The 24,233-nt window shown below is 65.9% G+C and carries 22 protein-coding genes; 10 read left to right on the top strand and 12 right to left on the bottom strand.

All coding sequences use genetic code 11. The features are described from left to right. The first annotated feature begins 60 nt into the window (after positions 1–60). Genes LB569_RS14575 through LB569_RS14550 form a run of 6 tightly spaced genes read left to right on the top strand, consistent with a single transcriptional unit; the run spans position 61 to position 5,349 of the window. On the top strand, positions 61–882 hold the full coding sequence (locus LB569_RS14575) for a sugar phosphate isomerase/epimerase family protein (RefSeq protein WP_224692925.1): 822 nt from the start codon (positions 61–63) through the stop codon (positions 880–882). 4 nt (positions 883–886) lie between these two features. After that, positions 887–1,963 (top strand): Gfo/Idh/MocA family protein, encoded by a 1,077-nt coding sequence (locus LB569_RS14570; protein WP_224692924.1) that lies wholly within the window; start codon positions 887–889, stop codon positions 1,961–1,963. Next, on the top strand, positions 1,963–2,781 hold the full coding sequence (locus LB569_RS14565) for a sugar phosphate isomerase/epimerase family protein (protein WP_224692923.1): 819 nt from the start codon (positions 1,963–1,965) through the stop codon (positions 2,779–2,781). The genes LB569_RS14570 and LB569_RS14565 overlap by 1 nt, the downstream gene beginning before the upstream one ends. After that, entirely contained in the window at positions 2,781–3,614 is an 834-nt protein-coding gene (locus LB569_RS14560) for an alpha/beta fold hydrolase (protein WP_224692922.1), read from the top strand. Before LB569_RS14565 ends, LB569_RS14560 begins: the two co-directional genes overlap by 1 nt. Further along, entirely contained in the window at positions 3,611–4,333 is a 723-nt protein-coding gene (locus tag LB569_RS14555) for a ribulose-phosphate 3-epimerase (protein ID WP_224692921.1), read from the top strand. Before LB569_RS14560 ends, LB569_RS14555 begins: the two co-directional genes overlap by 4 nt. Continuing rightward, positions 4,330–5,349 (top strand): ROK family protein, encoded by a 1,020-nt coding sequence (locus LB569_RS14550; RefSeq protein WP_224692920.1) that lies wholly within the window; start codon positions 4,330–4,332, stop codon positions 5,347–5,349. The genes LB569_RS14555 and LB569_RS14550 overlap by 4 nt, the downstream gene beginning before the upstream one ends. Positions 5,350–5,483: 134 nt before the next feature. Here the strand turns inward: LB569_RS14550 and LB569_RS14545 are convergent, their stop codons facing one another. Next, entirely contained in the window at positions 5,484–6,812 is a 1,329-nt protein-coding gene (locus tag LB569_RS14545) for a dicarboxylate/amino acid:cation symporter (RefSeq protein WP_224692919.1), read from the bottom strand. A gap of 308 nt (positions 6,813–7,120) precedes the next feature. On the opposite strand from LB569_RS14545, the gene LB569_RS14540 reads away from it, so the two are divergent. Genes LB569_RS14540 through LB569_RS14530 form a run of 3 tightly spaced genes read left to right on the top strand, consistent with a single transcriptional unit; the run spans position 7,121 to position 10,739 of the window. Next, positions 7,121–8,941, top strand: a complete 1,821-nt coding sequence (locus tag LB569_RS14540) for an ATP-binding protein (protein ID WP_263494630.1) — start codon at positions 7,121–7,123, stop codon at positions 8,939–8,941. Continuing rightward, positions 8,938–10,281 carry a sigma-54-dependent transcriptional regulator gene (locus LB569_RS14535; RefSeq protein WP_224692918.1) on the top strand — a complete coding sequence of 448 codons (1,344 nt, stop codon included), beginning with the start codon at positions 8,938–8,940 and terminating at the stop codon, positions 10,279–10,281. The genes LB569_RS14540 and LB569_RS14535 overlap by 4 nt, the downstream gene beginning before the upstream one ends. Positions 10,282–10,310: 29 nt before the next feature. Next, entirely contained in the window at positions 10,311–10,739 is a 429-nt protein-coding gene (locus LB569_RS14530) for a GNAT family N-acetyltransferase (RefSeq protein WP_224692917.1), read from the top strand. Here the strand turns inward: LB569_RS14530 and LB569_RS14525 are convergent. The 9 genes from LB569_RS14525 to murA all read right to left on the bottom strand — a co-directional run bounded on the left by LB569_RS14525 (position 10,736) and on the right by murA (position 21,505). After that, positions 10,736–11,851 carry an anhydro-N-acetylmuramic acid kinase gene (locus tag LB569_RS14525; protein ID WP_224692916.1) on the bottom strand — a complete coding sequence of 372 codons (1,116 nt, stop codon included), beginning with the start codon at positions 11,849–11,851 and terminating at the stop codon, positions 10,736–10,738. The genes LB569_RS14530 and LB569_RS14525 overlap by 4 nt on opposite strands. Further along, positions 11,851–12,858, bottom strand: a complete 1,008-nt coding sequence (locus LB569_RS14520) for a serine hydrolase domain-containing protein (RefSeq protein ID WP_224692915.1) — start codon at positions 12,856–12,858, stop codon at positions 11,851–11,853. The genes LB569_RS14525 and LB569_RS14520 overlap by 1 nt, the downstream gene beginning before the upstream one ends. A gap of 223 nt (positions 12,859–13,081) precedes the next feature. Continuing rightward, positions 13,082–14,830 carry an ABC transporter ATP-binding protein gene (locus tag LB569_RS14515; RefSeq protein WP_224692914.1) on the bottom strand — a complete coding sequence of 583 codons (1,749 nt, stop codon included), beginning with the start codon at positions 14,828–14,830 and terminating at the stop codon, positions 13,082–13,084. Next, complete coding sequence (locus LB569_RS14510) at positions 14,827–15,666, bottom strand: ABC transporter permease (protein WP_224692913.1); 840 nt, start codon at positions 15,664–15,666, stop codon at positions 14,827–14,829. The genes LB569_RS14515 and LB569_RS14510 overlap by 4 nt, the downstream gene beginning before the upstream one ends. Next, positions 15,666–16,625 carry an ABC transporter permease gene (locus tag LB569_RS14505; RefSeq protein WP_224692912.1) on the bottom strand — a complete coding sequence of 320 codons (960 nt, stop codon included), beginning with the start codon at positions 16,623–16,625 and terminating at the stop codon, positions 15,666–15,668. Before LB569_RS14505 ends, LB569_RS14510 begins: the two co-directional genes overlap by 1 nt. A 37-nt stretch (positions 16,626–16,662) precedes the next feature. After that, positions 16,663–18,174 carry an ABC transporter substrate-binding protein gene (locus LB569_RS14500; protein WP_224692911.1) on the bottom strand — a complete coding sequence of 504 codons (1,512 nt, stop codon included), beginning with the start codon at positions 18,172–18,174 and terminating at the stop codon, positions 16,663–16,665. 146 nt (positions 18,175–18,320) lie between these two features. Then, positions 18,321–19,268, bottom strand: coding sequence for an N-acetylmuramic acid 6-phosphate etherase (gene murQ, locus LB569_RS14495; protein ID WP_224692910.1), 948 nt, complete (start codon positions 19,266–19,268; stop codon positions 18,321–18,323). 93 nt (positions 19,269–19,361) lie between these two features. Continuing rightward, on the bottom strand, positions 19,362–20,252 hold the full coding sequence (locus LB569_RS14490) for an N-acetylglucosamine kinase (RefSeq protein ID WP_224692909.1): 891 nt from the start codon (positions 20,250–20,252) through the stop codon (positions 19,362–19,364). After that, the gene (murA, locus tag LB569_RS14485) at positions 20,249–21,505 is read right to left on the bottom strand and encodes a UDP-N-acetylglucosamine 1-carboxyvinyltransferase (RefSeq protein WP_224692908.1); all 1,257 of its coding nucleotides are present in this window, start codon (positions 21,503–21,505) and stop codon (positions 20,249–20,251) included. Before murA ends, LB569_RS14490 begins: the two co-directional genes overlap by 4 nt. Positions 21,506–21,638: 133 nt before the next feature. Between murA and LB569_RS14480 the strand changes: the two genes are divergently transcribed. Further along, complete coding sequence (locus LB569_RS14480; protein WP_140705540.1) at positions 21,639–22,499, top strand: MurR/RpiR family transcriptional regulator; 861 nt, start codon at positions 21,639–21,641, stop codon at positions 22,497–22,499. A gap of 5 nt (positions 22,500–22,504) precedes the next feature. Here LB569_RS14480 and LB569_RS14475 read toward each other — a convergent pair whose 3' ends face one another. Further along, on the bottom strand, positions 22,505–23,860 hold the full coding sequence (locus LB569_RS14475; protein WP_224692907.1) for a glutamine synthetase family protein: 1,356 nt from the start codon (positions 23,858–23,860) through the stop codon (positions 22,505–22,507). Positions 23,861–23,975: 115 nt separating this feature from the next. Next, on the bottom strand, positions 23,976–24,233 hold a 258-nt coding region (locus LB569_RS14470), incomplete at its 5' end, for a hypothetical protein (RefSeq protein WP_224692906.1).

Genomic DNA, 24,233 nt, shown 5'->3' with positions numbered 1-24,233 from the left:
GTCCACTCCAGGGCGACGCAGAGCGTCATCAAGGAATAAGCGGTATCAAGGATTGAAAGGATGAACGTGAAAGACCTCAAAGTCGGCTGCCAGACCTTCACCTGGGAAATGCTGGGAGACCGGTTCACCGGCGGCCCCGACGATCTGTTGAAGGCGATCGCGGATGGCGGGTATGCGGGCATCGAGATCACCGACACCATGATCGGCCGCTACGCGGATAAACCCACCGAGTTCGCTGCCGCGCTGAAGTCGTCAGGGTTGACACTGGTCTCTTTCGCCTTCGGCTCGAACAGTGGCTTTACGCTGAAGGAGAAGATCGGAGCCGACCTCGAAACCGCCAGGCGCTGGATCGATTTCGTGGCAAACTTTCCCGGCGCGCTGGTGTCGATGGGCTCGGCCACCGTGGTCTCCGAAGGACCGCGTGACGGCAAATTCGCCATCGCCACGGAGGTCTACAACAAGGCCGGCGAGCTCGGCCGCAAGGCAGGCGTGCAAGTGGCGGTGCATCCGAGTTCGCACCACAACACGCTGCTCTTCGACCGTGCCGATTACGACGCGATCTTTGCCTTGCTCGATCCCGATCTGGTCGGCTGGGTGCCGGACACCGGCCATATCCTGCGCGGCCACAAGGACATGGCCGACACGCTCACCACCTACCGCGACCGCATCCGCTACATCCATCTGAAGGACGTCGATGCCAAGGGCACGTGGGCCATGCTTGGCCAAGGCGTCTGTGATACCGCGCAGGTGATCGAGATCGCCGGGACCGCGCCGAACTTCAACGGCTGGCTGGTGCTGGAAGAAGAATCCGACACGGCCGCCGCCGATCCGGCCGGCGCGGTCAAGGTTAACCGTCAGACGATGCGCGGCTACGGGGCTTGAGACGATGATCAGGAAACAGGACAGACGGCTCAGGGTCGGCGTGCTCGGCTGCGGCCCGATCGCGCAGTTCGCGCATCTGGAATCCTGCGTCAAGGCCGGCAATGCCGACCTCTACGCCATCTGCGACGCGGCCCCCGACCTGCTCGCGCGCATGGGCGCCACCTACGAACCACGGAAGATGTATGCCGACTATGACGCCATGCTCGCCGATCCGGAGCTGGAAGCGGTGATCGTCGCCACCTCGGATGCCTACCACGTGCCGATGTCGATCAAGGCGCTCGATGCCGGCAAGCATGTTCTCTGCGAAAAGCCGATCGGCACCTCGATCGAGGAAGGCGAAGCGCTGGCGGCAGCGGTCAGGCGCTCCGGCAAGGTGCTGCAGGTCGGGCACATGAAGCGCTTCGATCCGGCGCTGGAAGCGGCGCGCGACTTCGTCCGCGACGAGATGGGCGAGGTGCTGGCACTGAAGGCCTGGTATTGCGATTCCACCCACCGCTACACCAACACCGACGCCGTGCAGCCGCTGCCCGTCACCAGCAAGCTGGCGAGGAAGCCGGGCGGCAACCCCAAGGCCGATCTCAGGCAATATTTCATGCTGGCGCACGGCTCGCATCTGGTCGACACGGCGCGTTTTCTGTGCGGGGAAATCCTTGCTGTCCGCGCGCGCCTCAACGAGCGCTTCGGCGCCTATTGCTGGTTCGTGGAGACCGAATTCGCCAGCGGCGCGCTTGGCCATCTCGACCTGACCGTCGCCGTGCGCATGGACTGGCACGAGGGTTTTCAGCTCTACGGCGAGAACGGTTCGGTCATCGCCAAGACCTTCAACCCCTGGTACTTCCGGTCGAGCGAGGTCGACATCTTCCATGAGAAGGACGCGACCTCGCGAAAGCCGCTCGGCGCCGACGGTCATTTCTTCCGCCGCCAGCTCGAGGGCCTTGCCGACACCGTGCTCACCGGCGCGCCGATGCGCGGCGCCAATGTCGAGGACGGCATCGCCTCGATCCGCGCCATGGTGGCGATTGCGCGTTCCGTCGAGACCGGCGAGCGGGTCGAACTCGCCTCGGTTTCGGGTGCGGTCTGATGCGCCTCGGCATTTTCGCCAAGACTTTTTCGGGCACCGATCCGGCCGTCGTGTTGGCTGCCGTGAAGCAGGCCGGATATGAGACGACACAGTTCAATCTCGCCTGCGCCGGCCTGCCCTCCATGCCGGATGCCGTGCCGGCGGATGCCGTCGCCGCGATCGGGACGGCCACGCGATCGTCGGGCGTTTCGCTCGCCGCGCTATCGGGCACCTACAACATGGCGCATCCCGACAAGTCCATGCGCGACGACGGCCTCCGCCGTCTCGCCATCGTCATCGAGACGGCGGCTACCCTGGACATTCCCTTGGTGACGCTCTGCACCGGTTCGCGCAATGCCGCCGACCAGTGGGCCTATCATCCTGACAACGCCACACCGGCCGCCTGGTCCGACATGGCCGCCGAGATGGCGAAGGCGCTGGCGCTGGCCGAGAATGCCGGCGTAGATCTCGGCATCGAGCCCGAGCAGGCCAACATCGTCACCTCGGCTGGCGATGCCATCCGCCTGATCGCCGACATGGGTTCGAGGCACCTGAAGATCGTGCTCGATCCGGCGAACCTGTTCGAACAGGCGACGCCGGACGAGGCGCGCGCCATGGTCGCCGCCGCGATCGAAGAGGCCGCCGGCCACATCGCCATGGCGCATGCCAAGGACCGCTTTGCCGACGGCCGCTTTGCCACATCAGGGCAAGGCGTCGTCGACTTCCCGGATTTCGTCGCGCGGCTGAAGCGGACGGGTTTCGTCGGCGCGCTCGTCACGCATGGGTTGTCCGCCGACGAAGCACCCGCCGTCGCCACTTTTCTGCGCGGGCTCGTCTGATGGGCGCCGCGCCGACCACCATGCTTCGCGACGATGCAGCGCTTCGTGTCTTCGACACCGGGCAGGGCAGGCTTCCCGTCGTTTTCCAGCATGGGCTCGGCGGCGATGCCGCCCAGGTGGCGCTGAACTTTCCCGACAGTCCGTCGCGCCGCCGGCTGACCGTAGAATGCCGCGCGCAGGGCGGGTCCGGCACCGGTAGCGGCCGTCCGTTCTCGATCGCGATGTTCGCCGACGACGTGCTGGCCGCCGCCGATGCAGCCGGAATGGAGCGCTTCGTCGCCGGCGGTATCTCGATGGGCGCCGCCATTGCGTTGCACCTGGCGGCCCGCTATCCGGATCGCGTCACCGGTCTTGTGCTGGTGCGCCCGGCTTGGACCTTCGAGGCGGCCCCCCAGAATATGCAGCCTTACGTCGAGGTGGGGGAACTCATCAGCCGGCTGCCGCTGGACGAAGCGCGCGCGGCCTTCACGTCCTCCGCGACGGCAACCCGCTTCGGCCGCGAAGCACCGGACAATCTCGCCTCCCTGCTCGGCTTCCTCGCGCGCGAAAACGCTGATGTCTTTGCCGAGGTGATGCAAGCGATCGCCAATGACGGGCCTGGCGTGACACGGGCCGAGGCCGCCGGCCTCGCAATCCCCACGCTCATCATTGGCAGCGGCATCGATCTCGTTCATCCCCTGGCGACGGCCCGCGAATTGGCTGAGGCCATCCCGGGCGCGGCGTTCGTGGAGGTGACGCCGAAGGCCACCGACAAGAACAGCCACTTCGCCGAAATCCGCGCCGCCATCGGCGGCTTCCTCGATAGAAATTTCAACAACCAGGACCAGCCATGATCTCGAAAACTTTGTCAGGCCCGGCCGCCATCGCCGCATTGCCGCGCGATCGTCTGATCGCCGAATTCTCATCGTGGTCGGCCAATCTCGCCAATTTCGAGAGCGATTTGCAGCGCATCGAATCCTATGTCGATCTGCATCATATCGATGTCGCGGACGGCCATTTCGCGCCATCTCTTTTGTTCTTCCCCGATCTCGTCGCCCGCATTGCCAAGCTGACGGCCAGCCCGATCCATGTCCATCTGATGGTCGACGGTTCAATCGTCGAGGAACAGACGCGCCAGTTCATCGAGGCCGGCGCCGACATGATCAGCGTCCATGCCGAGAATGGCGAGGCGGGCCTGCGCGCCGTGCGGCTGGCACGTGAACTCGGCGCCGAAGCCGGCGTCGTGCTGAGGCTGGAGACGCCGGTCGAAACGGTGGCGCCTTTCGTCTCCGAAGTCGCCTTCGTCACGCTTCTGGGCACCGCGATTGGCGTTAAGGGCCAGGGTCTGTCCGGAAAAGCCTGCGACAGGCTGGGCGAGGCCCGCGCCATCCTGCGAAAGGCCGGCCGCGAGGCGGCTGTGGTGCTCGCCGCCGATGGCGGCATCCGCCACGAAACCGTGCCGCTGCTGCGCGCCGCCGGAGCCGAGACGGTGGTGCTCGGTTCGCTCGCTTTTGGCGACAAGGATCTCGCCGGACGCATCGCCTGGCTGCATGGTTTGAAGGTCGCGGCATGAGAATCGAAGCCGCCCTCGCGATCGATCTTGGCGGCACCGAGCTTCGTGCCGCCCTGGTCGACCGTGACGGCAAGATCCTGGCCTTCGCGGCGGTGCCGACACAGGCGCAGGCCGGACCCGATGCAATCGTCGATCAGATCGCCGCACTCGCGGCGACCGTGCATGCCGAGGCACCGGGCCTCGCCATCGTCGGCGTCGGCGTCGGCGCGCCGGGTCCGCTCGATCCGCTGGCCGGTATCGCCGTCGGACCGCCGACGCTGGCCGGCTGGCAGGACGTGCCGCTGGCCGACATACTCGAGCGGCGGCTTGGCCTGCCGGTACGGCTGGAGAACGACGCCAATGCGGCAGCGCTCGGCGAATGGCGCTTCGGTGCCGGTCACGGCGCGCGCTCGCTGGTCTTCGTCACGGTCTCGACCGGCATTGGCGGCGGTGTCGTCGCCGACGGGCGCATCCTGCACGGCCGCCGTGGCCTTGCCGCCGAGATCGGCCATATGACCATCACCAACGAGGGCGAGCGCTGCGTGTGCGGCGTCGTCGGTTGCTTCGAGGCCATCGCCTCGGGAACCGCGCTTGGCCGCCGTGCCAATGCCGCGACATCGCCCCTGGACGGTTCGACGTTGCGCCGCCTCTCGGCCAATGGCGAGGTGACCGGACGCCACGTCGTCGAGGCGGCACGGCTGCAGGACGATCTCGCCGTCGCCCTACTCGAAGAGGAGGCCCGCTGGCTGGGTGTCGGCTTCACCAACCTCCTGCATCTCTATTCGCCCGACGTTCTGGTCGTCGGCGGCGGCATCGCCAATGGCCTCGACCTGATGGCGCCCGTCATCGAGGCGACCATCCGCCTGCGCGCCATGCGTGCCTATCGCGACGTCCCGGTCGTCCAGGCGCAGCTCGGCCGCCATGCCGGCCTTGTCGGCGCCGCAAGCCTCGTCCTGTTCGACGATGGCAGCCTGGCGGCTCGCATGCCTGTCGGCCCCAGCACATTTCCCGACACGAGGAGGGACTTCAATGGCTGAGCTCAAACCGCACAGCGATGCAGGCCGATCCGTTCCGCCGCCATCGCGCGCCACCTGACATCGTCAGCGCATGAAAAATGGCCGGAGACAGCAATGTCCCCGGCCATTTTCCTGTTCTCGTGCGGTTGCGCGGATCACTCGGCCGGAACGATGTCCGCCGGCAGGCTGTCGTCGGTCGTACCAGCCAGGGCCCTGGCGAGCTTTGCCTCGTCGAGTTCGCCTTCCCAACGCGCCACCACCAGCGTGGCCACCGCATTGCCGACGAAGTTGGTCAGCGCCCGGCATTCCGACATGAAGCGGTCGACGCCGAGGATCAGTGCCATGCCGGCGACGGGCACCGAGGGAACCACCGAAAGCGTGGCGGCGAGCGTTATGAAGCCTGCCCCGGTGATGCCGGCGGCACCCTTCGAGGACAGCATCGCGACCAGCAGCAGCAGGATCTGGTCGCCGAAGGAGAGGTGGATGTTCGTCGCCTGGGCGATGAACAGCGCGGCCAGCGTCATGTAGATGTTGGTGCCGTCGAGGTTGAAGGAATAGCCGGTCGGGATGACCAGCCCGACCACCGAGCGCTTGGCGCCGGCCTTTTCCATCTTCTCCATCAGCGAGGGCAGGGCTGCTTCCGACGACGAGGTGCCCAGCACCAGCAGCAGCTCTTCCTTGATGTAGCGCAGCAGCGACAGGATCGAGAAGCCGTTGTAGCGGCAGACCGCACCCAGCACGACGAACACGAACAGCAGCGATGTCGCGTAGAAAGTGCCGACCAGCATGGCGAGATTGATGACCGAGCCGATGCCGTATTTGCCGATGGTGAAGGCCATGGCGCCGAACGCGCCGATCGGAGCTGCCTTCATCAGCACGCTGACCAGCTTGAACATCGGCGCCATCAGCGCCTGCAGGAAATTGAGCACCGGCGCGCCCTTGTCGCCGACCAGCGCCAGCGCGATGCCGAACAGCACCGAGAAGAACAGCACCTGCAGAATGTCGCCATCGGCGAAGGCGCCGACGATGGTGCCGGGGATTATGTTCATCAGGAAGCCGGTGACCGACTGGTCATGCGCCTTGGCGGCATAGCTGTTGACGGTCGAGGCATCGAGCGTCGCCGGGTCGATGTTGAAGCCGGCGCCCGGCTGCACGACATTGGCCACGATCAGGCCGATGATAAGAGCCAGCGTCGAGAAGGTGAGGAAATAGAGCATCGCCTTGCCGGCGACGCGGCCGACCTTCTGCAGGTCGCTCATGCCGGCGATGCCGGTTGCGACGGTCAGGAAGATGACCGGAGCGATGATCATCTTGACCAGCTTGATGAAGGCGTCGCCGAGCGGCTTCATGCTCTCGCCGATAGACGGATAATAGTGGCCGAGCAGGATGCCGACGGTGATCGCCACCAGCACCTGCACGTAGAGCTGGGCATAGAGGGGCTTGCGCTGCGCGGCGGGCGCGGCGGATTGGTCTGCGATATGCATCGAACTCTCCCTGGCCGGATGGAACGGACATGGCCGTTCTGCGTGACTTCTCCCATCGCGGCGCTCCGGTTGCCCGCCGCTGCAAATACGGTTGCAAGCGTTATGCCAGATGGCGCGAAGGGCGGATTCCCGGGGTTCAGCCGTTCCTGCCCTGTTTTCGACGGGGATCTGTGCGGATTTCCGCACAGGCCTTGTTTGCCTTGGCGGAATTTCGCATTAGATTGGGGACCAAAGCCGTGCAGGGAAGGGAGAGGCCGACGCCCCGACAGCGCATCGATAGCGAAGCTTCGGGCTTCGCCGGCCGCGACCTGCTGCGCGAAACGGCAACGCGCCTGCGCGACGGCCGTTGGCTGCTTGCGGCGATCGCGCTGGCGCTGCTGGCCGGCGCGGTTGCCGTCGCCGGGCGCATCGCCGAGGGACAGGCAGCGGGCGACCTGCGCGATGGGGCCTTGGCCGCCTTGCCGCTGGCGGCGGGAACCTTGACCGGCGAGATCGACAAGCAGCGCCTAGTCCCACTGGTGCTGGCGCGCGACGATGCGGTGCGCGATGCGCTGCGCCGCGCCGGAAAGGTCCAGGAAACAGCTCTCGATGCCAAGCTCAAGGCCATAGCCAGCGATGCGTCGGCCTCCGCCATCTATGTCATCGATACGGCTGGCATCGCGATATCGGCCAGCAATGCCGGACAGCCAGACAGTTTTGTCGGCATCGACTATAATTTTCGCCACTATTTCACCGGTGCGATGGCGAAGGGCGCCGCCAGCCAGTACGGCCTCGGCACGATCAGCGGCAAGCCGGGACTCTATCTTGCCAGCCGCGTCGACGACGGTGGCGAACCGCTTGGCGTCGCGGTGCTGAAGGTCGAACTCGGCGGCGTCGAAGCCAATTGGCTCGCAAGCGGTTTTCGCGTTTTCGTCACCGACGAGCGCGGCGTCGTCCTGGCCACCAGCCAGCCCGATTGGCGGTTCCATGCGCTGGCGCCGCTCTCCGCCGCGGACGCCGCCGCCGCGCATGCCCAGCTTCAACTGGACGACGCCGCCTTCGAACCGCTGCCGATACGGCGTGGCGCCGGTGACGGCCTTGCGACAATCGAGGAGGCCGGAAAAGCGCGCCGCTTCGTCGAGGTCGTGCAGGACTTGCCTGGTGCCGTCCCCGGCTGGCGCTTGTGGCTGCTGACGCCCGCCGATGCCGCCTTGGCCGCCGCCGCCAACACGGCGCGCCTGACCACGCTGCTCGGACTGCTGTTGATGGGCCTGCTCGCTTATGTGCTCACCCGGCGCCGCCGCGCGCGCCGGATGCGGCAGGAGGCGCTGGCGCGCATGAACACCGAGCTCGAGAGCCGGGTCAGCACAAGGACCGCCGAACTGACCCGTTCCAACAGCGCGCTCGCCGGCGAGATCGCCGAGCGCGAAAACGCCGAGGCCAAGGTCCGCCGGCTGCGCGACGATCTCGCCCAGGCCAACCGGCTTTCGATCCTCGGCCAGATCGCCGCCGGCGTGGCGCATGAGATCAACCAGCCGGTCGCCGCCATCCGCACCTATGCAGAGAATGCCGGCCGTTTTCTCGACGCCGGCAAGACCGAACCGGCGAGCGGCAATTTGACCTCGATCGTGTCGATGACCGAACGCATCGGCGCCATTACCGGCACGCTGCGCACCTTTGCCCGCCGGCCGGGCACCGCCGCGTCGCCCTTGCCGGTGCGCGAGGCGATCGAGGGCGCGCTGTCGCTCCTGTCCGGGCGCATCCGCGATTCCGGCGTCACCATCGTCAAGCCGCGCGACACCGCGTCGCCGCTGGTGATGGCAAGTCGCATCCGGCTGGAGCAGATCCTGGTCAATCTTATGCAGAACGCGCTGGACGCCATGAAGGACCGGTCCGATCCCCGCATCGAGATCGACCTCGCCGAACGCGGCGACCGCGTTCTGATCTCGGTGCGCGACAATGGTCCCGGCCTTGGGCCGGAAGCAGCCGGCAATCTGTTCATGCCGTTCCAGACCACCAAGGAGAAGGGGCTTGGCCTCGGCCTCGTGATCTCGCAGGAGATCGCCCAGGAGTTGGGCGGCACGCTGCGGCTCGACCCCGGATATACCGGCGGCGCATCCTTCACCATCGACTTGCGGCGGATCGAATGACGGAAGCTACAGGGCTGGTGGTGCTCGTCGATGACGATGTCGACCTGCTGCATGCCACGACGCAACTGCTCGAACTTGCCGGCTTCACGGTGATTGCGCTGAAGGCCGCCGAAGCGGCGCTGGGCGTTGTCGACGAGAGTTTCGAGGGCGTGGTGGTCAGCGACATCAGAATGCCCGGCATGAACGGGCTGCAGCTGTTCGACCGGGTCAAGGCTGTTGATCCCGACTTGCCGGTGATCCTGGTTACCGGGCATGGCGATGTCGATCTTGCGGTCGCTGCGCTCAAGGATGGCGTCTACGATTTCATCCCCAAACCCTATGCGGGGGAGCGCCTGGTCGAGGCGCTGAAACGGGCGTCGGAGAAGCGGCGGCTGGTGATGGAAAACCGGCGGCTGCGCGAAGCCGCGGCACTTGCCGCCGACAGCATGCCGCTGATCGGCGAGGCGCCCTCCATCCGCCGCCTGCGCGAGACCTTGCGCCAGATCGCCGACATGGATGTCGACGTGCTGGTCGAAGGCGAGACCGGAACCGGCAAGGAAGTGGTGGCCGACCTCCTGCACAGATGGGGCCGGCGCCGTGCAAAGCCTTTCGTGGCGCTGAATTGCGGCGCCCTGCCGGAAACCGTGATCGAGAGCGAGTTGTTCGGCCATGAGGCGGGCGCCTTCACCGGCGCGCAGCGGCGGCGTATCGGCAGCGTCGAGCATTCCAGTGGCGGCACACTCTTCCTCGACGAGATCGAATCCATGCCCCCGGCCCTGCAGGTCAAGCTCTTGCGGGTGCTGGAAACACGCAGCCTCACGCCGCTGGGCTCGAACGAGACGAGGCGGCTCGACCTCAGGGTCGTCGCGGCAACCAAGATCGATCTCGGCCGGCCCGACCAGCGCGGCAATTTCCGCGAGGATCTCTATTTCCGCCTCAACGTGGTGACGCTGCGCATTCCGCCATTGCGCGAGCGGCGCGGCGATATCCCGATGCTGTTCGGCCATTTCCTCGGCAAGGCGGCGGAACGCTTCGGCCGGCCTGTCGCCAGGGCGAATGCCGCTGTCAGCGATTATCTCCAGTCGCATGACTGGCCGGGGAATGTGCGCGAACTCGCGCATTTCGCCGATCGCGTCGCACTCGGCCTCGGGCCCGATGACGAGGCCGGCGCGCGGCCGGAGCCTGATGTCGCGCTGCCCGAAAGGGTAGGGCAGTATGAGGCGCGGCTTATCCGCGACGCACTGCGCGATCACGGCGGCGATGTGCGCGGCGCCATCGAAGCACTCGGCGTGCCACGCAAGACGTTCTACGACAAGCTCAAGCGCTACGGCATTGCCGCATCCGACTTTCGCCCCTCCTGACGCTTGCAACCGCGCAATCCGGAGAAACCATGAACACCACGCTCGATACGACCGCCAATCCCCTGCCGGAAGACCTCGCCTTTCTCGGAGAGCGGCTGACCGCGTTCAACGACAGCGATGTCGGCGTATCCGAAAGAAAGGCGCTGGCGGTGTTCGTGCGCGACGAGGCCGGCGCGGTGGTCGCCGGCGTCTCGGGCTACACCGCCTGGGGCTGGCTCTACGTGCAATGGCTGTGGGTCGATGAAAGGCTGCGCGGCCAGCATATGGCAGGCCGCATGCTCGACGCCGCCGAACAGGAAGCAATCGCGCGCGGCTGCGGCAATGCCTGGATCGACACCTTCAGTCCGCTTGCCGCCAAGGTCTATCAGCGGCAGGGCTATCAGCCTTTTGGTGCCTTGGCCGATTTCCCCGTCGGTCGCAGCCGCGTCTTCCTGCGGAAGAAGCTTTCGCCCGCCTAACCGGCGAGCCTTCCGCCGCCCATGGGCTGCGGCGCGCCGGTGGTGCTTGGAAAACTGATCGGCAGACCGCGCAGGACGCGGACCGCGAGAAAAGCAAAACACTCCGCCTCCACCGCGTCGCCACTCCAGCCGAGGCTTTCGGCCAGCACCACCTCGACGCCGGCGCGGCTGGCGAGCATGGCCATCATCGTCGGATTGTGGCGGCCGCCGCCGCTGACCACCAGCTTTTTCGGCCGGCTTGGCAGGAGGTCGAGCGCCTTGCCAACGGCGCCGGCTGTGAAGGCGGTGAGCAGGGCCGCGCCATCCTCGGCACCGAGGCCATCGGCCATGGCGGCGCCGAAATCGAAACGATCCAGCGATTTCGGATAGGGCTTGCTCAGATAAGGATGCTGCAACAGTTTGGCGAGCCGCGCCTCGTCGACTATTCCCGCACGGCCAAGCGCGCCGTCGCGGTCCATTTCGCCGAGCCCCTTGGACTTGATGAAATCATTGAGCGGCGCGTTGGCGGGGCCGGTGTCGAAGGCGATGACATTGTCGGCACCGTCCCACCAGGTGATGTTGGCGACGCCGCCGAGATTGAGCACGGCCACCTCGCCACTGGCGCCGGCGCTGCGCATCAACGCGGTGTGATAGGCCGCGGCCAAGGGCGCGCCCTGTCCGCCGGCGCGCATGTCGACCGAGCGGAAATCATAGGCGACCTTGGTACCGAGGATTTCATGCATCAATTCACCGTCGCCGAGTTGCCGGGTCTGGCCGAGCCGCCCGACCTGGGGCGCGCGGTGCAGCACGGTCTGGCCGTGAAAGCCGACCACACCGATATCGGCCATGGTCATGCCGTGGCCTTCGACCAATTCCTTGACCGCCGCCGACTGCGCACGCGTCAGCGCTTCCTCGGCGGTGCGGAAGTTCGCCGGTTCAGGGCCGACAAAATTCCAGGCCCGCGCGGCCGTCAGCGTCTCTTCCAGCAGGGCGCGGATCGACGGGGGATAAGGCATCAGCCGGTAGGTGCCGAAATCCTCGATCCGCTCGCCGTCGGTCTTGATCAGGGCGACATCGATGTTGCCGTCGAGCACTGTGCCCGTCATCAGGCCGACGGCCCAGATTGGTTCCATTATTGAGCTCCATTCACGATGTCGCCGACCGTCTGCCGCAGCGAAACGATTCCGCTGTCGAAATGACGTGTCGGATGAATGCGGTTGGTGAGCAAGGTCCAGGCCTTGTCCCTGTCGAAGTCGATCCACAGCCCGGTGCCGGTAAAGCCGGTATGGCCGATGGTTCCCGCGCTGCACAAGGACCCGCCCGACCAGCCTTCGTAGGGGCGTTCCCAGCCATGGCTGCGGGTGGCCGACAAGGGCGTGCGCATCAGCGCGATCGACTGCTCGGACGCGCCTGTGCCATCCAGCAGCCCTTGCGCGAAATCGAGCACCGAAGCGGCCGTGCCGAACAGGCCGGCATGGCCGGCGCCTTGCAGCGCCGAGCAATTGTCGTCATGCACCTCGCCCGACAGCACGCGATGGCGCCAGGTGCAGTCCTCGGTCGCTGCGGCGGCATCCGGTTCGGTCGCCCAGGCAAAGCCCGGGCCGGGTTCCAGGTCGCGGATGCTCTTGCCCGACAGCCGCTCCAGCGCGAAGCCGAGCAGGATGAAGTTGATGTCGGAATAGACGGGACCGCGCGCCCGCCATTCGCGCTGCAGGATGAAGGCGCGCAGCAGTTGGGGGTCGCGTCCATAGGTGTAGATCGGCTCGACCGCCGGGAAGGGCGTCTGGTGGCCGAGGCACTGGCGGAAGGTCACCTTCCGCTCCCAGGCGTTCGCGTCATACTGGCGAAGGTCGGGAAGCAGGGAGATCAGCGGCGCGTCGAGATCGATGGTGCCGGCTTGCGCCAGTGCCAGGATGCGCGGCGTGGTGAAGATCACCTTGGTCAGCGACGCCAGGTCGAACCAGGTGTTTTCCCGCATCGGCCTGACCTTGGGCACGAGCTGTGCCGAGCCGATTGCGCGGACGATGCGGTGGCCATTCCTGTCGACGATGCCGAGCACGCCGCCGGGAATACGCTTGGCCGCCACTGCGGTTGCGAGGGGCTGGAACGCGCGATCGAAAATCTTGGCGAGGTCGGTCAATGCCGGCCTCCTTCGGAGAGGTAGCGCCCTACGGCGCCCCCCTCTGTCCTGCCGGACATCTCCCCCTCTAGGGGGGAGATTGGATGTTGCATCGGCCTTCGCCAATCTCGAACGTCTGAAGGCTGGCACCGCGCACGAACTGCCAATCTCCCCCCTAGAGGGGGAGATGCCCGGCAGGGCAGAGGGGGGCGCTGTCCCGCCGACCTTGCACGTCCCAGGGCCATCACGCCTCCACCCTCGCCATATGGTCCCCGCCAAACTGCTCCCATTTCGCCGGCGCCGGCTCAAATCCCTGCGGCCTGACCAGCGAAGGCACCTGGCGCGTGTCGATCTCGAAATGCTCGTGCCGCCGGTCGATGGCCGGAACGGCGGCAATGAGTTTCCTGGTATAGGAATGCCTCGGCTTCGACAGCACGGATTGCGCGTCGCCGATCTCGACGATCTGGCCGGCATAGATGACCGCGATGCGGTGCGCGATCCGTTCGACCACCGCCATGTCGTGCGAGATGAACAGGTAAGCCAGCCCAAATTCACGCTGCAGGTCGACCAGCAGATCCAGCACCTTGGCCTGCACCGAGACATCGAGCGCCGAGACCGCTTCATCGAGAACCACGACGGACGGGTTGAGCATCAGCGCACGCGCAATGCACAGCCTTTGCCGCTGGCCGCCGGAGAATTCGTGCGGGTAGCGCTCCAGGCTGTTCCTGGGCAGGCCGACGCGTTCGAGCAGGCTCGCCATCCTGGCCCGTATTTGGGCATCCACCCGCCCACCGGTGGCGATCACCGGTTCGGCCAGGACGCTCTCGATGCTGAGCCTCGGATTGAGCGACGCGTAGGGGTTCTGGAACACCATCTGCACGGGCTTGGCGCCGCGCTCCGCCGACGCCATTCGGCTGGCGACGGAGAAGCTGCCGCGCGTCGACCGTACCAGCCCCAGCACCGCCTTGGCGGTGGTGGATTTGCCCGAGCCGCTTTCACCGACGATGGCCAGCGTCTCGCCCTGCATCAGGTCGAAGTCGATTTCATCGACGGCATGCACTGCCCCCGTTGCACGGCTGAAGAAACTGCTCTTGAGGGGAAACCGCACCACCAGGCCTTCGACCTTCAAGGCCGGTTGCGTGTTCGCGGCCTTGTCGCGCTGTCCGTCCGCGCGTGCCGCGCCGCCGCCGGCGAAATGCGGCACGTCCCGCAGAAGATGCTGCGTGTAGGGATGCTGGGGGCTGTCGAGAATCTGGTTCAGTTCGCCCTGTTCCACGGCCTGCCCGTTCTGCATCACCATCACCTTGTCGGCGATTCCGGCGACCAGGCCGATATCGTGGGTGATGAAGATCATCGACATGCCGCTTTCGCGCTTCAGCTCGGCCAGCAGCGCCATGATCTGCGCCTGCACGGTGACGTCGAGCGCCGTCGTCGGCTCGTCGGCGATCAGCAGGCGCGGATTGCAGGCGAGCGCAATGGCGATCATCACCCGCTGCAGCATGCCGCCGGACAGCTGGTTGGGCGTGTATTTCAGCCGTCGCGCGGCATCGGGAATGCGCACGCGGTCGAGCGCTTCCCTGGCTGCCACTGTCGCCTGCCGGCCGGTCAGCCCGCGATGCAGCCGGAACGATTCCTCGATCTGCGTGCCAATGGTCAGCACCGGGTTGAGCGATGTCATCGGTTCCTGGAAGATCATGCCGATTTCGGCACCGCGAATGCCGGTCAGTTGTGGCTCCGTGGCGGTTGCCAACTCGAATACGGTCCCGTCGGCCCGCTTGAGCTTCATCGAGCCACCCGTGATGCGGCCGCCGCCGAAATCGACGAGCCGGTTGATCGACAGCGCGGTGACGGATTTGCCCGAGCCGCTCTCGCCGACAATGGCCAGCGTCTCGCCGTCGGCGACATCGAAACCGACGCCGCGCACCACTTCGTTGGCGCGGGGATCGCGGCCGAAGCCGACGCGCAGGTCCAAGACCGACAGGAGCGTGGTCATGCGAATGTCCTCCGCATCCTTGGGTCGAGAATGTCGCGCAAGGCGTCGCCCAGAAGGTTGAAGCCCAGAATGCTGATCATGATCGCCAGGCCCGGGAAGATCATCAGCCAGGGAGCGGTTTCCATCAGATTGCGGCTGTCGCTCAGCATCAGGCCGAGCGAGGCGGCGGGCGGCTGCGTGCCCAGCCCGAGAAAACTCAAGCCGGCTTCGGTCAGCAGCGCCCAGGCCAGCGCCAGCGTCACCTGCACCGTCAGCGGCGCCACAAGGTTGAGCAGCAGATGGCGCGTGACGATATAGCTCGAACTGCTGCCGAAGGTGCGCGCGGCATCGACGAATTCGCGCGCCTTGAGCGACAAGGCAGGACCGCGCACCACCCGCGTGAAGATCGGCGTGTAGACGATGCCGATGGCCACCACGCTGGTCCATGTGCCGGGTCCGGCGACCGTGACGATGAGCAGCGCCAGGAGGATCGCCGGAAAAGCCAGCAGCACATCCATGATCCGCATCACCACGCCGTCCCAGCGGCGCCCGAGCCATGCGGCGGCAAGCCCCAGAACCGTGCCGGCAAGGGCGGCGAAGGCCACCGAGAAGAAGGCGACGGTAAAGGACTGGCCGATGCCCGCCATCAGCCGGCTGGCCACATCGCGGCCGAACAAATCGGTGCCCATCCAGTAGGCGGCGCCCGGCGCATGCAGCCGGTCGATGCGGTACTGCGTGATCGGATTGTGCGGCGTCAGGCCGAGCAGGCCGAGGAGGGCGAGCAGCAGATAGACGAACACGATGACGCCGCCGATGCGGCCGCTGCCATGCCCGAAGATGGCGCGCAGGATGCGCATCACTGTTCCCCCAGCCGGATGCGCGGGTCGAGCGCGACATAGGCGAGGTCGACCAGGAGATTGACGATCATGAAGTTGAAGGCGATGAACAGCACGCTTCCCTGCACCAGCGCGTAGTCGCGTTGCAGGATGGCGTCGAGCACCATCCGTCCGAGGCCGGGCAGGGCATAGATCTGTTCGACGATGACGGCGCCGCCCAGGAGATAGCCGAATTCTATTCCGCTCAGCGTCACCACCGGGATCAGCGCATTGGGAAGCGCATGCCGCCAGACGACGCTGCGCGCCGAGGCGCCCTTGCTGCGGGCCGTGCGCACATAGTCGTCGCTCAACACGTCGAGCATCGCCGAGCGCGCTATGCGGGTGACGGAGGCGGCGAAGGCGAAGCCGAGCGTGATGGCGGGCAGGATCAGCTGGCTGAGATTGCGCAAGGGATCCTGCCAGAGCGGCGCGAATTCGCCCATCGCCGGCAGCACGCCGAAGCCGGCCGACAGCGTGTAGATGATCAGCAGCCCAAGCACGAAGCTCGGCGTCGACTGGCCGATCATGGCGGCGATGCGCACAACGAGATCCGACGGCTTCTCATTGTGGGTGGCCGCATGGATGCCCGCCGGCATGCCGACGGCGAGCGCGATGATCATCGACAGCAGAGCCAGCTCCAGCGTCAGCGGGAAGCGCTCGAGGATGACGTCGAGGACCGGCCTGCCATAGGTGACGGAAATGCCGAAATTACCGTGCAGAATACCGCCGATCCAGCGCCAGTACTGGACGAACCAGGGCTGGTCGATGCCGAAATAGGCGGCGAGCGCATCCCTCTGTGCCGGCGTCAGCAGGCCGGCCTCGGTGCCCAGCATCGCCGTGATCGAATCGCCAGGCACCATCCGGATCGCCACGAAGACCAGGATGGACACGCCAAGCAGGACGAGAGGAAACGTCGCCAGCCGCCGCAGGAGATAGTTCACGCCAGGAAGACCTCTCGTCCCGTTGCCGAAGCCGCCACTACTGGATGGTCACCTTGCTCAGGCTGAACAGCGTGCCGGTCGGCGTCGGCACGAAGCCGGCGATGTTCTTCTGCTGCGCCGTATAGCTGTAGGAGGTGTAGAGCCAGATCCAGGGCGAGACCTCGGCGAGGTGCTTCTCGAACGCGGCGAAGATCGCCTTGCGCTTTTCCGGATCGGTCTCGGCGCGGCCCTGCTGCATCTGGCTGTCGAGCGTATCGTCGATGTAGTTCGCCACCTTCTGCAGATTGCCTGCCTTGGTCCAGTAACGGTTGTACATGGTGTAAGGGTCGGCACGGCCACCATTGAGCGCGATCGCCATGTCGAAATCGCCCTTCAGCCAGGCATCGACATAGACGTTGAGCTCCATCATCTTGATGTCGAGCTTGACGCCGATCTCGGCGAGCTGCGATTGGATGACCTGGGCTTCCGCCGCCGCCGTCGGCGGCTCGCCAGTGGCGCCGATCACGGTCGCCGAGAAGCCGTCCGCAAAACCGGCCTCGGCCATCAGCTTCTTGGCCTTCTCGACATCGCGCTTGTAGCAGAACAACTGGGTAGGATCGGTCGCCAGCGCCGGGATGGTCAGCGGTCCGGTGACCTTGCCTTCGCCGAGCGAAGCGGTGTCCAGCACCTCCTGCCGGTCGATGGCGCAGGAGATCGCCTGGCGCACCTTGAGCTCAGTCATCGGCTTGCGCGACGGATTGAGCTGCAGCACGTGATAAGCCAGCACCGGCACGCGGTTGAGCTGCAGGCTGGCTTCCTTCGGCACCAGCGTGGCGACGAGCGGGTCGTTGAGCAGGGCGAAATCGATCTGCTTGGTACGCATGGCGGCCAGGATCGCCGCCTCGTCCGGCAGCACGCTGATCTCGATGCCGTCGACGCCGGTGGCACCGCCGGCCCAGTCCTTGTTGGCGCTCAGGACTTCCTTGGCGTTGGGGTCCCATTTGTCGAGCTTGAACGGACCGGAACCGACCGCCTTGGTGCCGATCGATCCGGCCTTGATCTCGGCCGCCGGAACGATGGCCGCGTTGACGTCGCTCATCGCCGTCAGGATCGGCGCGTCGGGCTGCGAGAGGTGGAACACGACGGTCGCTGCATCAGGCGTGTCGATGCTCGCGATGGACAGGAAATTGGCGCGGGCCGCTGCTCCCGTCTTCTCGTCGAGGATGCGCTCGAACGACGCCTTGACGTCGGCGGAGGTTACGGCCGTCCCGTCCTGGAATTTCGCCTTGGGATCGAGCTTGAAGGTCAGCTCCTTGCCCTCCTTTGAGAACTCCCAGGAGGTGGCGATGGCGGGGATGATCCGCAGGCTGGCATCGACCCGCACCAGCGGCTCGTAGATCAGCTCCAGAAGCCGCAGCGACGAGAACGCCGTCTGTTTGTGCGGATCAAGCCCGGTGGCGTCCTGCGACCAGGCCATGTGCAGCGTCGCCGCCTGCGCAGAAACCGTTGCGATGCCGAGCATCGCGGCAAGGGCAATGCCCGAAAGCAGCCTTCTTGTAAGATGAACCATTCTCGTCTCCCATTATTGAACTCGATGCCTTGCAGTTTTCGCGGGCTGCTTCCAAGGCACACATGCTTTGGAGTATCGGCCCAGTCTAAGCGGCTTGACGCCGTCTTGTCCCATGCGGCTTCTTGCCGTCATGTCTAAAGCGGCTTTCAGCCGTCTGGTCCCGTGCGGCCTCGGGCCGCTTCGTCGCTTATCGCCTTTCGCAGGAACCCTCCGGCTTTGGCCAGAGCGGCCCGCGCCGCTTCGACGTCGAGGCCGGTGATGGTCACAAGGATGGCCAGCTTGACGTCATTGCCGGTCCGGTCGAGGGCCTGTCGCGCCCGCGGCGCGGTGCAGCCGGTCGCCTGCATGACGATCCTGATCGCCCGGGCGACCAGCTTCCGGTTCGACGGGTTGAGGTCGACCATCAGGTTCTGAAAGCTCTTGCCGATGCGGATCATCGAGGCGGTGGTCAGCATATTGAGCACCAGCTTCTGCGCGGTTCCCGATTTCAGCCGGGTCGAGCCGGTAAGCACTTCGGGGCCGACGACCGGCGAGATGGCGATGTCGGCGATGCCGGCAATGGTCGATGCCGGGTTGCAGGAGAGGGCGACCGTTGTGGCGCCGACCTGTTTTGCGTAATTCAAGCCGCCGATGACGTAAGGCGTGCGTCCGCTGACCGCGATGCCGACCACCACGTCATCAGCTGTGAGCCCGATCTCCTGCAGTGCCCTGGCGCCCATCTTCGGGTCATCCTCGGCGCCTTCCAGCGAGCGTACCAGCGCGTCGGATCCTCCGGCGATCAGGCCGACGACCATGCCGTCGGGCACGCCGAAGGTCGGCGGGCATTCCGAGGCGTCGAGCACGCCAAGCCGGCCGCTGGTGCCGGCGCCGATGTAGATCAGGCGCGCACCTTTCTGGAAGGCAAGCACGATGCGGTCGACCGCGGCGGCGATTTCCGGCAGCACCTTTTCGACGGCCGCCGGGACAAGCCTGTCCTCGTCATTGATCCTGCGCAGCACGTCGATGGTCGGCAGCAGGTCGATGTCGACGGTGCTTGGGTTCCGGCCCTCGGAAACCAGCCGGTCCAGCTCAGACATCAACCCTTGTTCGGTCATTCCGGTGCTTTCAACCTGCCGCCACTCTTCGTTAACTTTTTAGAATTCGATATTCGAGCGGTCAACAGAAAACTGGAATAAAATATTCCTCACCTATCGAACCTGGTCCTGGGCGAACGATCGCCTGGCAAGAATGATCGCGCCGGACACGGCGTCGCCGTCGGCGGGCTTCAGGCGGCGGCGCACATCGGGCGAAAGCCAGGGTTCGAGCGGGCTGGCGAGGCCGCCGAGCAAGGTTACGCGCGGCGCGCCTTTTTCGAACAGCACCCGCACCAGCGTGTCGATCTGTTCGGCGGCGCTTTGCACGATGCGGCGTCCGACAGGGTCGCCCTGGTCGGCGTGACGCATCACCATGGGTGCAAGCGCGGCATAGTCCGTCGCGCTGGCGCGGTCCATCCAGGCGACGGCCTCCATCGGGTCGCCGGCGAAGCGCTGCATGACCTCCGCCAGCAACGCGGTCCGTTCGTGGCGGCCGTCATGGGCGCGCAGCGCCAGCTGTACGGCTTTCAGTCCGAGGTCGGCACCGCTGCCCTCGTCGGAGATCGGAAATCCATAGCCGCCGGCGCGCAGGTCGCGGCCCTGGACGAAGCCAAGGCCGATCGAGCCTGTCCCGGCAATAACGATGGCGCCATCCCGACCCGAATGCGCGCCAAGGCAGGCGCCGATGCCGTCGCTGACGAAATCGATGCCGGCAAAGGGATGCGCGATTGCCCGCAGCGCTTCCAGTGTGCCCTTGCGGCCGATACCGGCAAGGCCGATGCCGGCATGGATCCGGGCGGTCTCCGCCGGCGCGAAACCTGCTTCATCGATCGCCGCGCCGAACGCTTTCGCGATCGAGGCCCAGGCGGCCTCGATGCCGAGCCGCGTCGTCGCCGGGCCGGACAGGCCCTGTCCAAGCACCATGCCTTGCGCGTCCTCGAGGCGGGCGCGGCAGCCGGTGCCGCCGCCATCGACGCCGAGGAAATAATGCGCCTCGGTTGTCATGCGCTCAGCCGCTCGATGTCGGCGCCGCACAGGCGCAGCTTGCGGTCCAGTTGCTCATAGCCGCGGTCGAGATGGTAGACCCGGTTGATTGTCGTCTCGCCTTCGCTGACCAGCGCCGCCAGCACCAGCGACACCGAAGCGCGCAGGTCTGTGGCCATCACCTGCGCGCCATGTAGTTTCTCGCCGCCGCGCACCAGCGCCATCGTGCCTTGCAGCTTGATGTTGGCACCGAGCCGCATCAGTTCGGGCACATGCATGAAGCGGTTCTCGAAGATGGTCTCGCGCAGCAGCGAGGCTCCCCCGGCACAGCACATCAGCGCCATGAACTGCGCCTGCAGGTCGGTCGGAAAACCGGGATAGGGTTCGGTCGTCAGGTCGGCGGCCTTGAGTGGCCGGTCGCGCGACACGATCAGCCCGCGATCGCCCGGCCAGACGGTCACGCCCGTCGCTTCCAGCAATTGCACCACCGAGGCCATGTGTTCGAGCCGGGCATGGGTGAGTTCGAGCTGGCCGCCGGTGACGGCGGCGGCGATGGCATAGGTTCCGGCCTCGATCCGGTCGGGGATGATGTCGTGCCTGGCGGCGCGCCAACTGGTGTCGCCCGCGATCAGGATGCGGTGCGTGCCGGCGCCTTCGATGCGCGCGCCCATGGCATTGAGGCAAGCGGCGAGATCGGCCACTTCCGGTTCGCGCGCGGCGTTGAGGATCTCGGTTTCGCCCTTGGCCGTGGTCGCCGCCATCATGGCTGTTTCCGTCGCCCCGACCGAGGGCGAGGGCAGCACCATGCGGGTACCGGTCAATCCGTTCGGCGCCGAGGCGACGATCAGGCCGTTTTCGATGGCGATCCTGGCGCCGAGCGCGGCGAGTGCGGCGACATGCATGTCGACCGGCCGGGCGCCGATCGCGCAGCCGCCCGGCAGCGAAACCCTGGCATGGCCGAAGCGGGCGAGCAGTGGCGCCAGCACCAGCACCGTCGCCCGCATCTTGCGCACCGTGTCATAAGACGTCTCCTTCGAAACGGCGGCGCTGGTGTCGATCGTCGCGGCATGCGCCGACCGCATCACCTCGGCGCCGTGCAGCCGCACCACGCCCAGCATGTTCTCGACGTCGGTCACGTCAGGCAAATTGGTCAGTTCGAGCGGGTAGGGGCTGAGCAGCGCGGCGGCGATCTGCGGCAAGGCGGCATTCTTGGCGCCGGAGATTGTCACCGCGCCTTCCAGCCTGCGTCCGCCGACGATGCGCAATCTGTCCATGATATGGCTCCGTCCCGACTCCCGCCCAGGGGCCGGCTTCACGGTCGAGAATTAATTCTGCGTTCTTGGCTGTCAATCAAATTTGGAATATTTTATTCCTCAGTCGTGGAATGCCGAACGCTCGAGAGGACCCATGTCCGTTCTGAAGAAGATCGCCGCGAAGCTAGACGGCATGGCCGCCGGCGACCGCGAGATCGGCCGCTATATCGTCGATCATCCCGACCAGATGCTGCGTCTGTCGACGGCGGCACTCGCCGCCGAGATCGGCCGCAGCCAGTCGAGCGTCGTTAAGTTCAGCCAGAAGCTCGGCTATGCCAGCTACCAGGAGCTCAAGCTCGCCGTCAGTGAGGCGAGGTCGCGGGACTGGCAGATGCCGGCCGGCGTCATTCATGGCTCGATCGAGGTCGGCGACGGCTTTCCCGTCATCCTGAAGAAGCTGATCGGCTCCAAGCTTCTGTCGATGCAGCAGACCGTCGCCGCCAACACCGACCGCATCCTCACGCGGACCCTGGAACTGCTCGATGGCGCGCGGCGCATCCATCTGGTCGGTGTCGGCGCCTCCTCGCTGGTGGCGCGCGATTTCTCCTACAAGCTGATGAAGCTCGGCCGAAACGTGCTGCATGACAGCGACAGCCACATCCAGATGGCCAATGCCTCGACGCTCGGGCCCGACGACGTGCTGTTCGCGCTGTCCTATTCCGGCGCCAGCATCGAAACCTTGCGCATTGCCGAGCTTGCGGCCAAGCGCGGCACGATGGTGATAGCCGTCACCGGCCTGCACGACAATCCGCTGAGCCGGGTCGCCGACATCCGCCTCTACACCATCGCAGACGAGGAGCGTGCGCGCTCCTCATCCATCACCGCGCGCGACGCGCAGCTGACGCTGACCGACCTGTTGTTCATCCTCTTGGTGCAGCGGCAGCCGGACGCCAACGACTATGTCCACAACAGCGAGGCAGCTGTCTCGGTGCTGAAGGCCGAGCGGCCGTCGTAAAGGCCTCAGACGCTTTCGAGATAGGTCTCGATCTCGAAGTCGCTGACGTTGAGGGCAAACGTGTTCAGTTCCTGGCGTTTGCAGGCGACGAACGAATCGCGCAGGATTGCCGGGAAGATTTCCGCCACATGCGTCCCGCCTTCAAAGGCCGCGATCGCCGACGCCCAGTCCGGCGGCAGCTTGGCGGGGACAGCGCCTTGCCCGTCATTGCCGGCCGGATCGCCCGGCGACATCTGCTTCTCGATGCCGATCAGGGCGGCGCCCAGTATGGCGGCAAGCACCAGATAGGGGTTGGCGTCGGCGCCCGAAACACGATGTTCGATGCGGCGCGCGGCGGTCGGGCCGCCGGGAATGCGGATCGCGACCATGCGGTTCTCATAGCCCCAGGCGACCGCGGTCGGCGCATAGGATCGCGGGCGCAGCCTGCGGTAGGAATTGAAGTGCGGCGCGAACACCAGCGTGCTTTCGGCCATCGCCGCCAGCAGCCCGCCCACCGCGTGGCGCATGGTGTCGGAGCCCTGGTCGGTGGCGTCGTCGAACACGTTGCGCCCATCGGTGTCGACCAGGCTGAAATGGACGTGAAAACCATTGCCGGCGCGGTCGCCATAGGGCTTGGCCATGAAGCAGGCGGCAAAGCCGTGCTTGCGGGCAATACCCTTCACCGTGCGCTTGAACAGGACGGCGTCGTCGGCCGCCCGCAAGGCGTCAGCGACATGGTTCAGGTTGATCTCGAACTGGCCGACGCCGTTCTCGGCGATCGCCGTGTCGACGGGAATGCCTTGCGCGCGGCAGGCTTCGTAGATGTCGTGGATGAAGGCTTCGAAATCGTCGATCTCGTCGATCGACAGCGCCGCGTCGGAATCGAGACGCCGCCCGGTCACCGGCGAGACCGGCCCGACTGGCCGCTGTGATTGCGGATCGACCAGGTAGAATTCGAGTTCGGTCGCAGCCACCGGAGTGAGACCGAGCGCCTTGTAGCGATCGAGGATGCGGGCCAGTGCGCGCCGGGGATCACCGAGATAGGGTGCACCGCTCTCGTCGGCGAGCCACAGCGGAACGAGCGCCGTCGGATGCGCCGTCCATTCGACCGGCAGAATGCCGCGTCCCGTCCATTGGCAAAGGCCATCGGCGTCGCCGGTCGAGAAGACCAGGCTGTTGCCTTCGATGTCCTCGCCCCAGACATCGAGCCCGATCAGCGAATAAGGCATGCGCAGCTTGCCCTCCAGCGCCTTGCGCGCCTGCTCGACCGGGATGCGCTTTCCCCGCATGATGCCGTTGAGATCGCATACCGCGGCGCGCAGGCTCTGGATGTCGTTTCGGCTCTCGAGCCAGCTCAGGACGTCCGCAATTGCATCGCTCAATTTCCGTTACCTCTGGTTCCCTGCGGTGCCGCGCCCGAGGCGGCCACCCTATTTCACGACAAGACAGATGATCAGTTCATGAAGGCGCATCCGACATCAGTCGGAAGAATTTCCTTCATTTTTTCAGATCATTAGTCGGGATGTCGGGAGGCATTTCAGGAACCAATTGCGCGATTTGCGATCGCAACATAGAGGCTGGAAGCCGGAAAGCCAAGGGTATTTCTGGCGCTTGCGTTGCCGGACCGCGGCCCTTGATGACTGGCAGAAACATCCGTCGCGTCGTCATCCACGGGCGAAGCAAGGAGCGAAGCGACGCGGAACAGACCATTGGATCCATGCCGCGACCTTGCTGCCGGGTGCACCGGAGCAGAAT

This window comes from Mesorhizobium sp. BH1-1-4 (assembly GCF_020165665.1).
Classification (GTDB): domain Bacteria; phylum Pseudomonadota; class Alphaproteobacteria; order Rhizobiales; family Rhizobiaceae; genus Mesorhizobium.
Note: the sequence above shows the minus strand (reverse complement) of the source record. Positions and strands in the feature narration are given on the sequence as shown.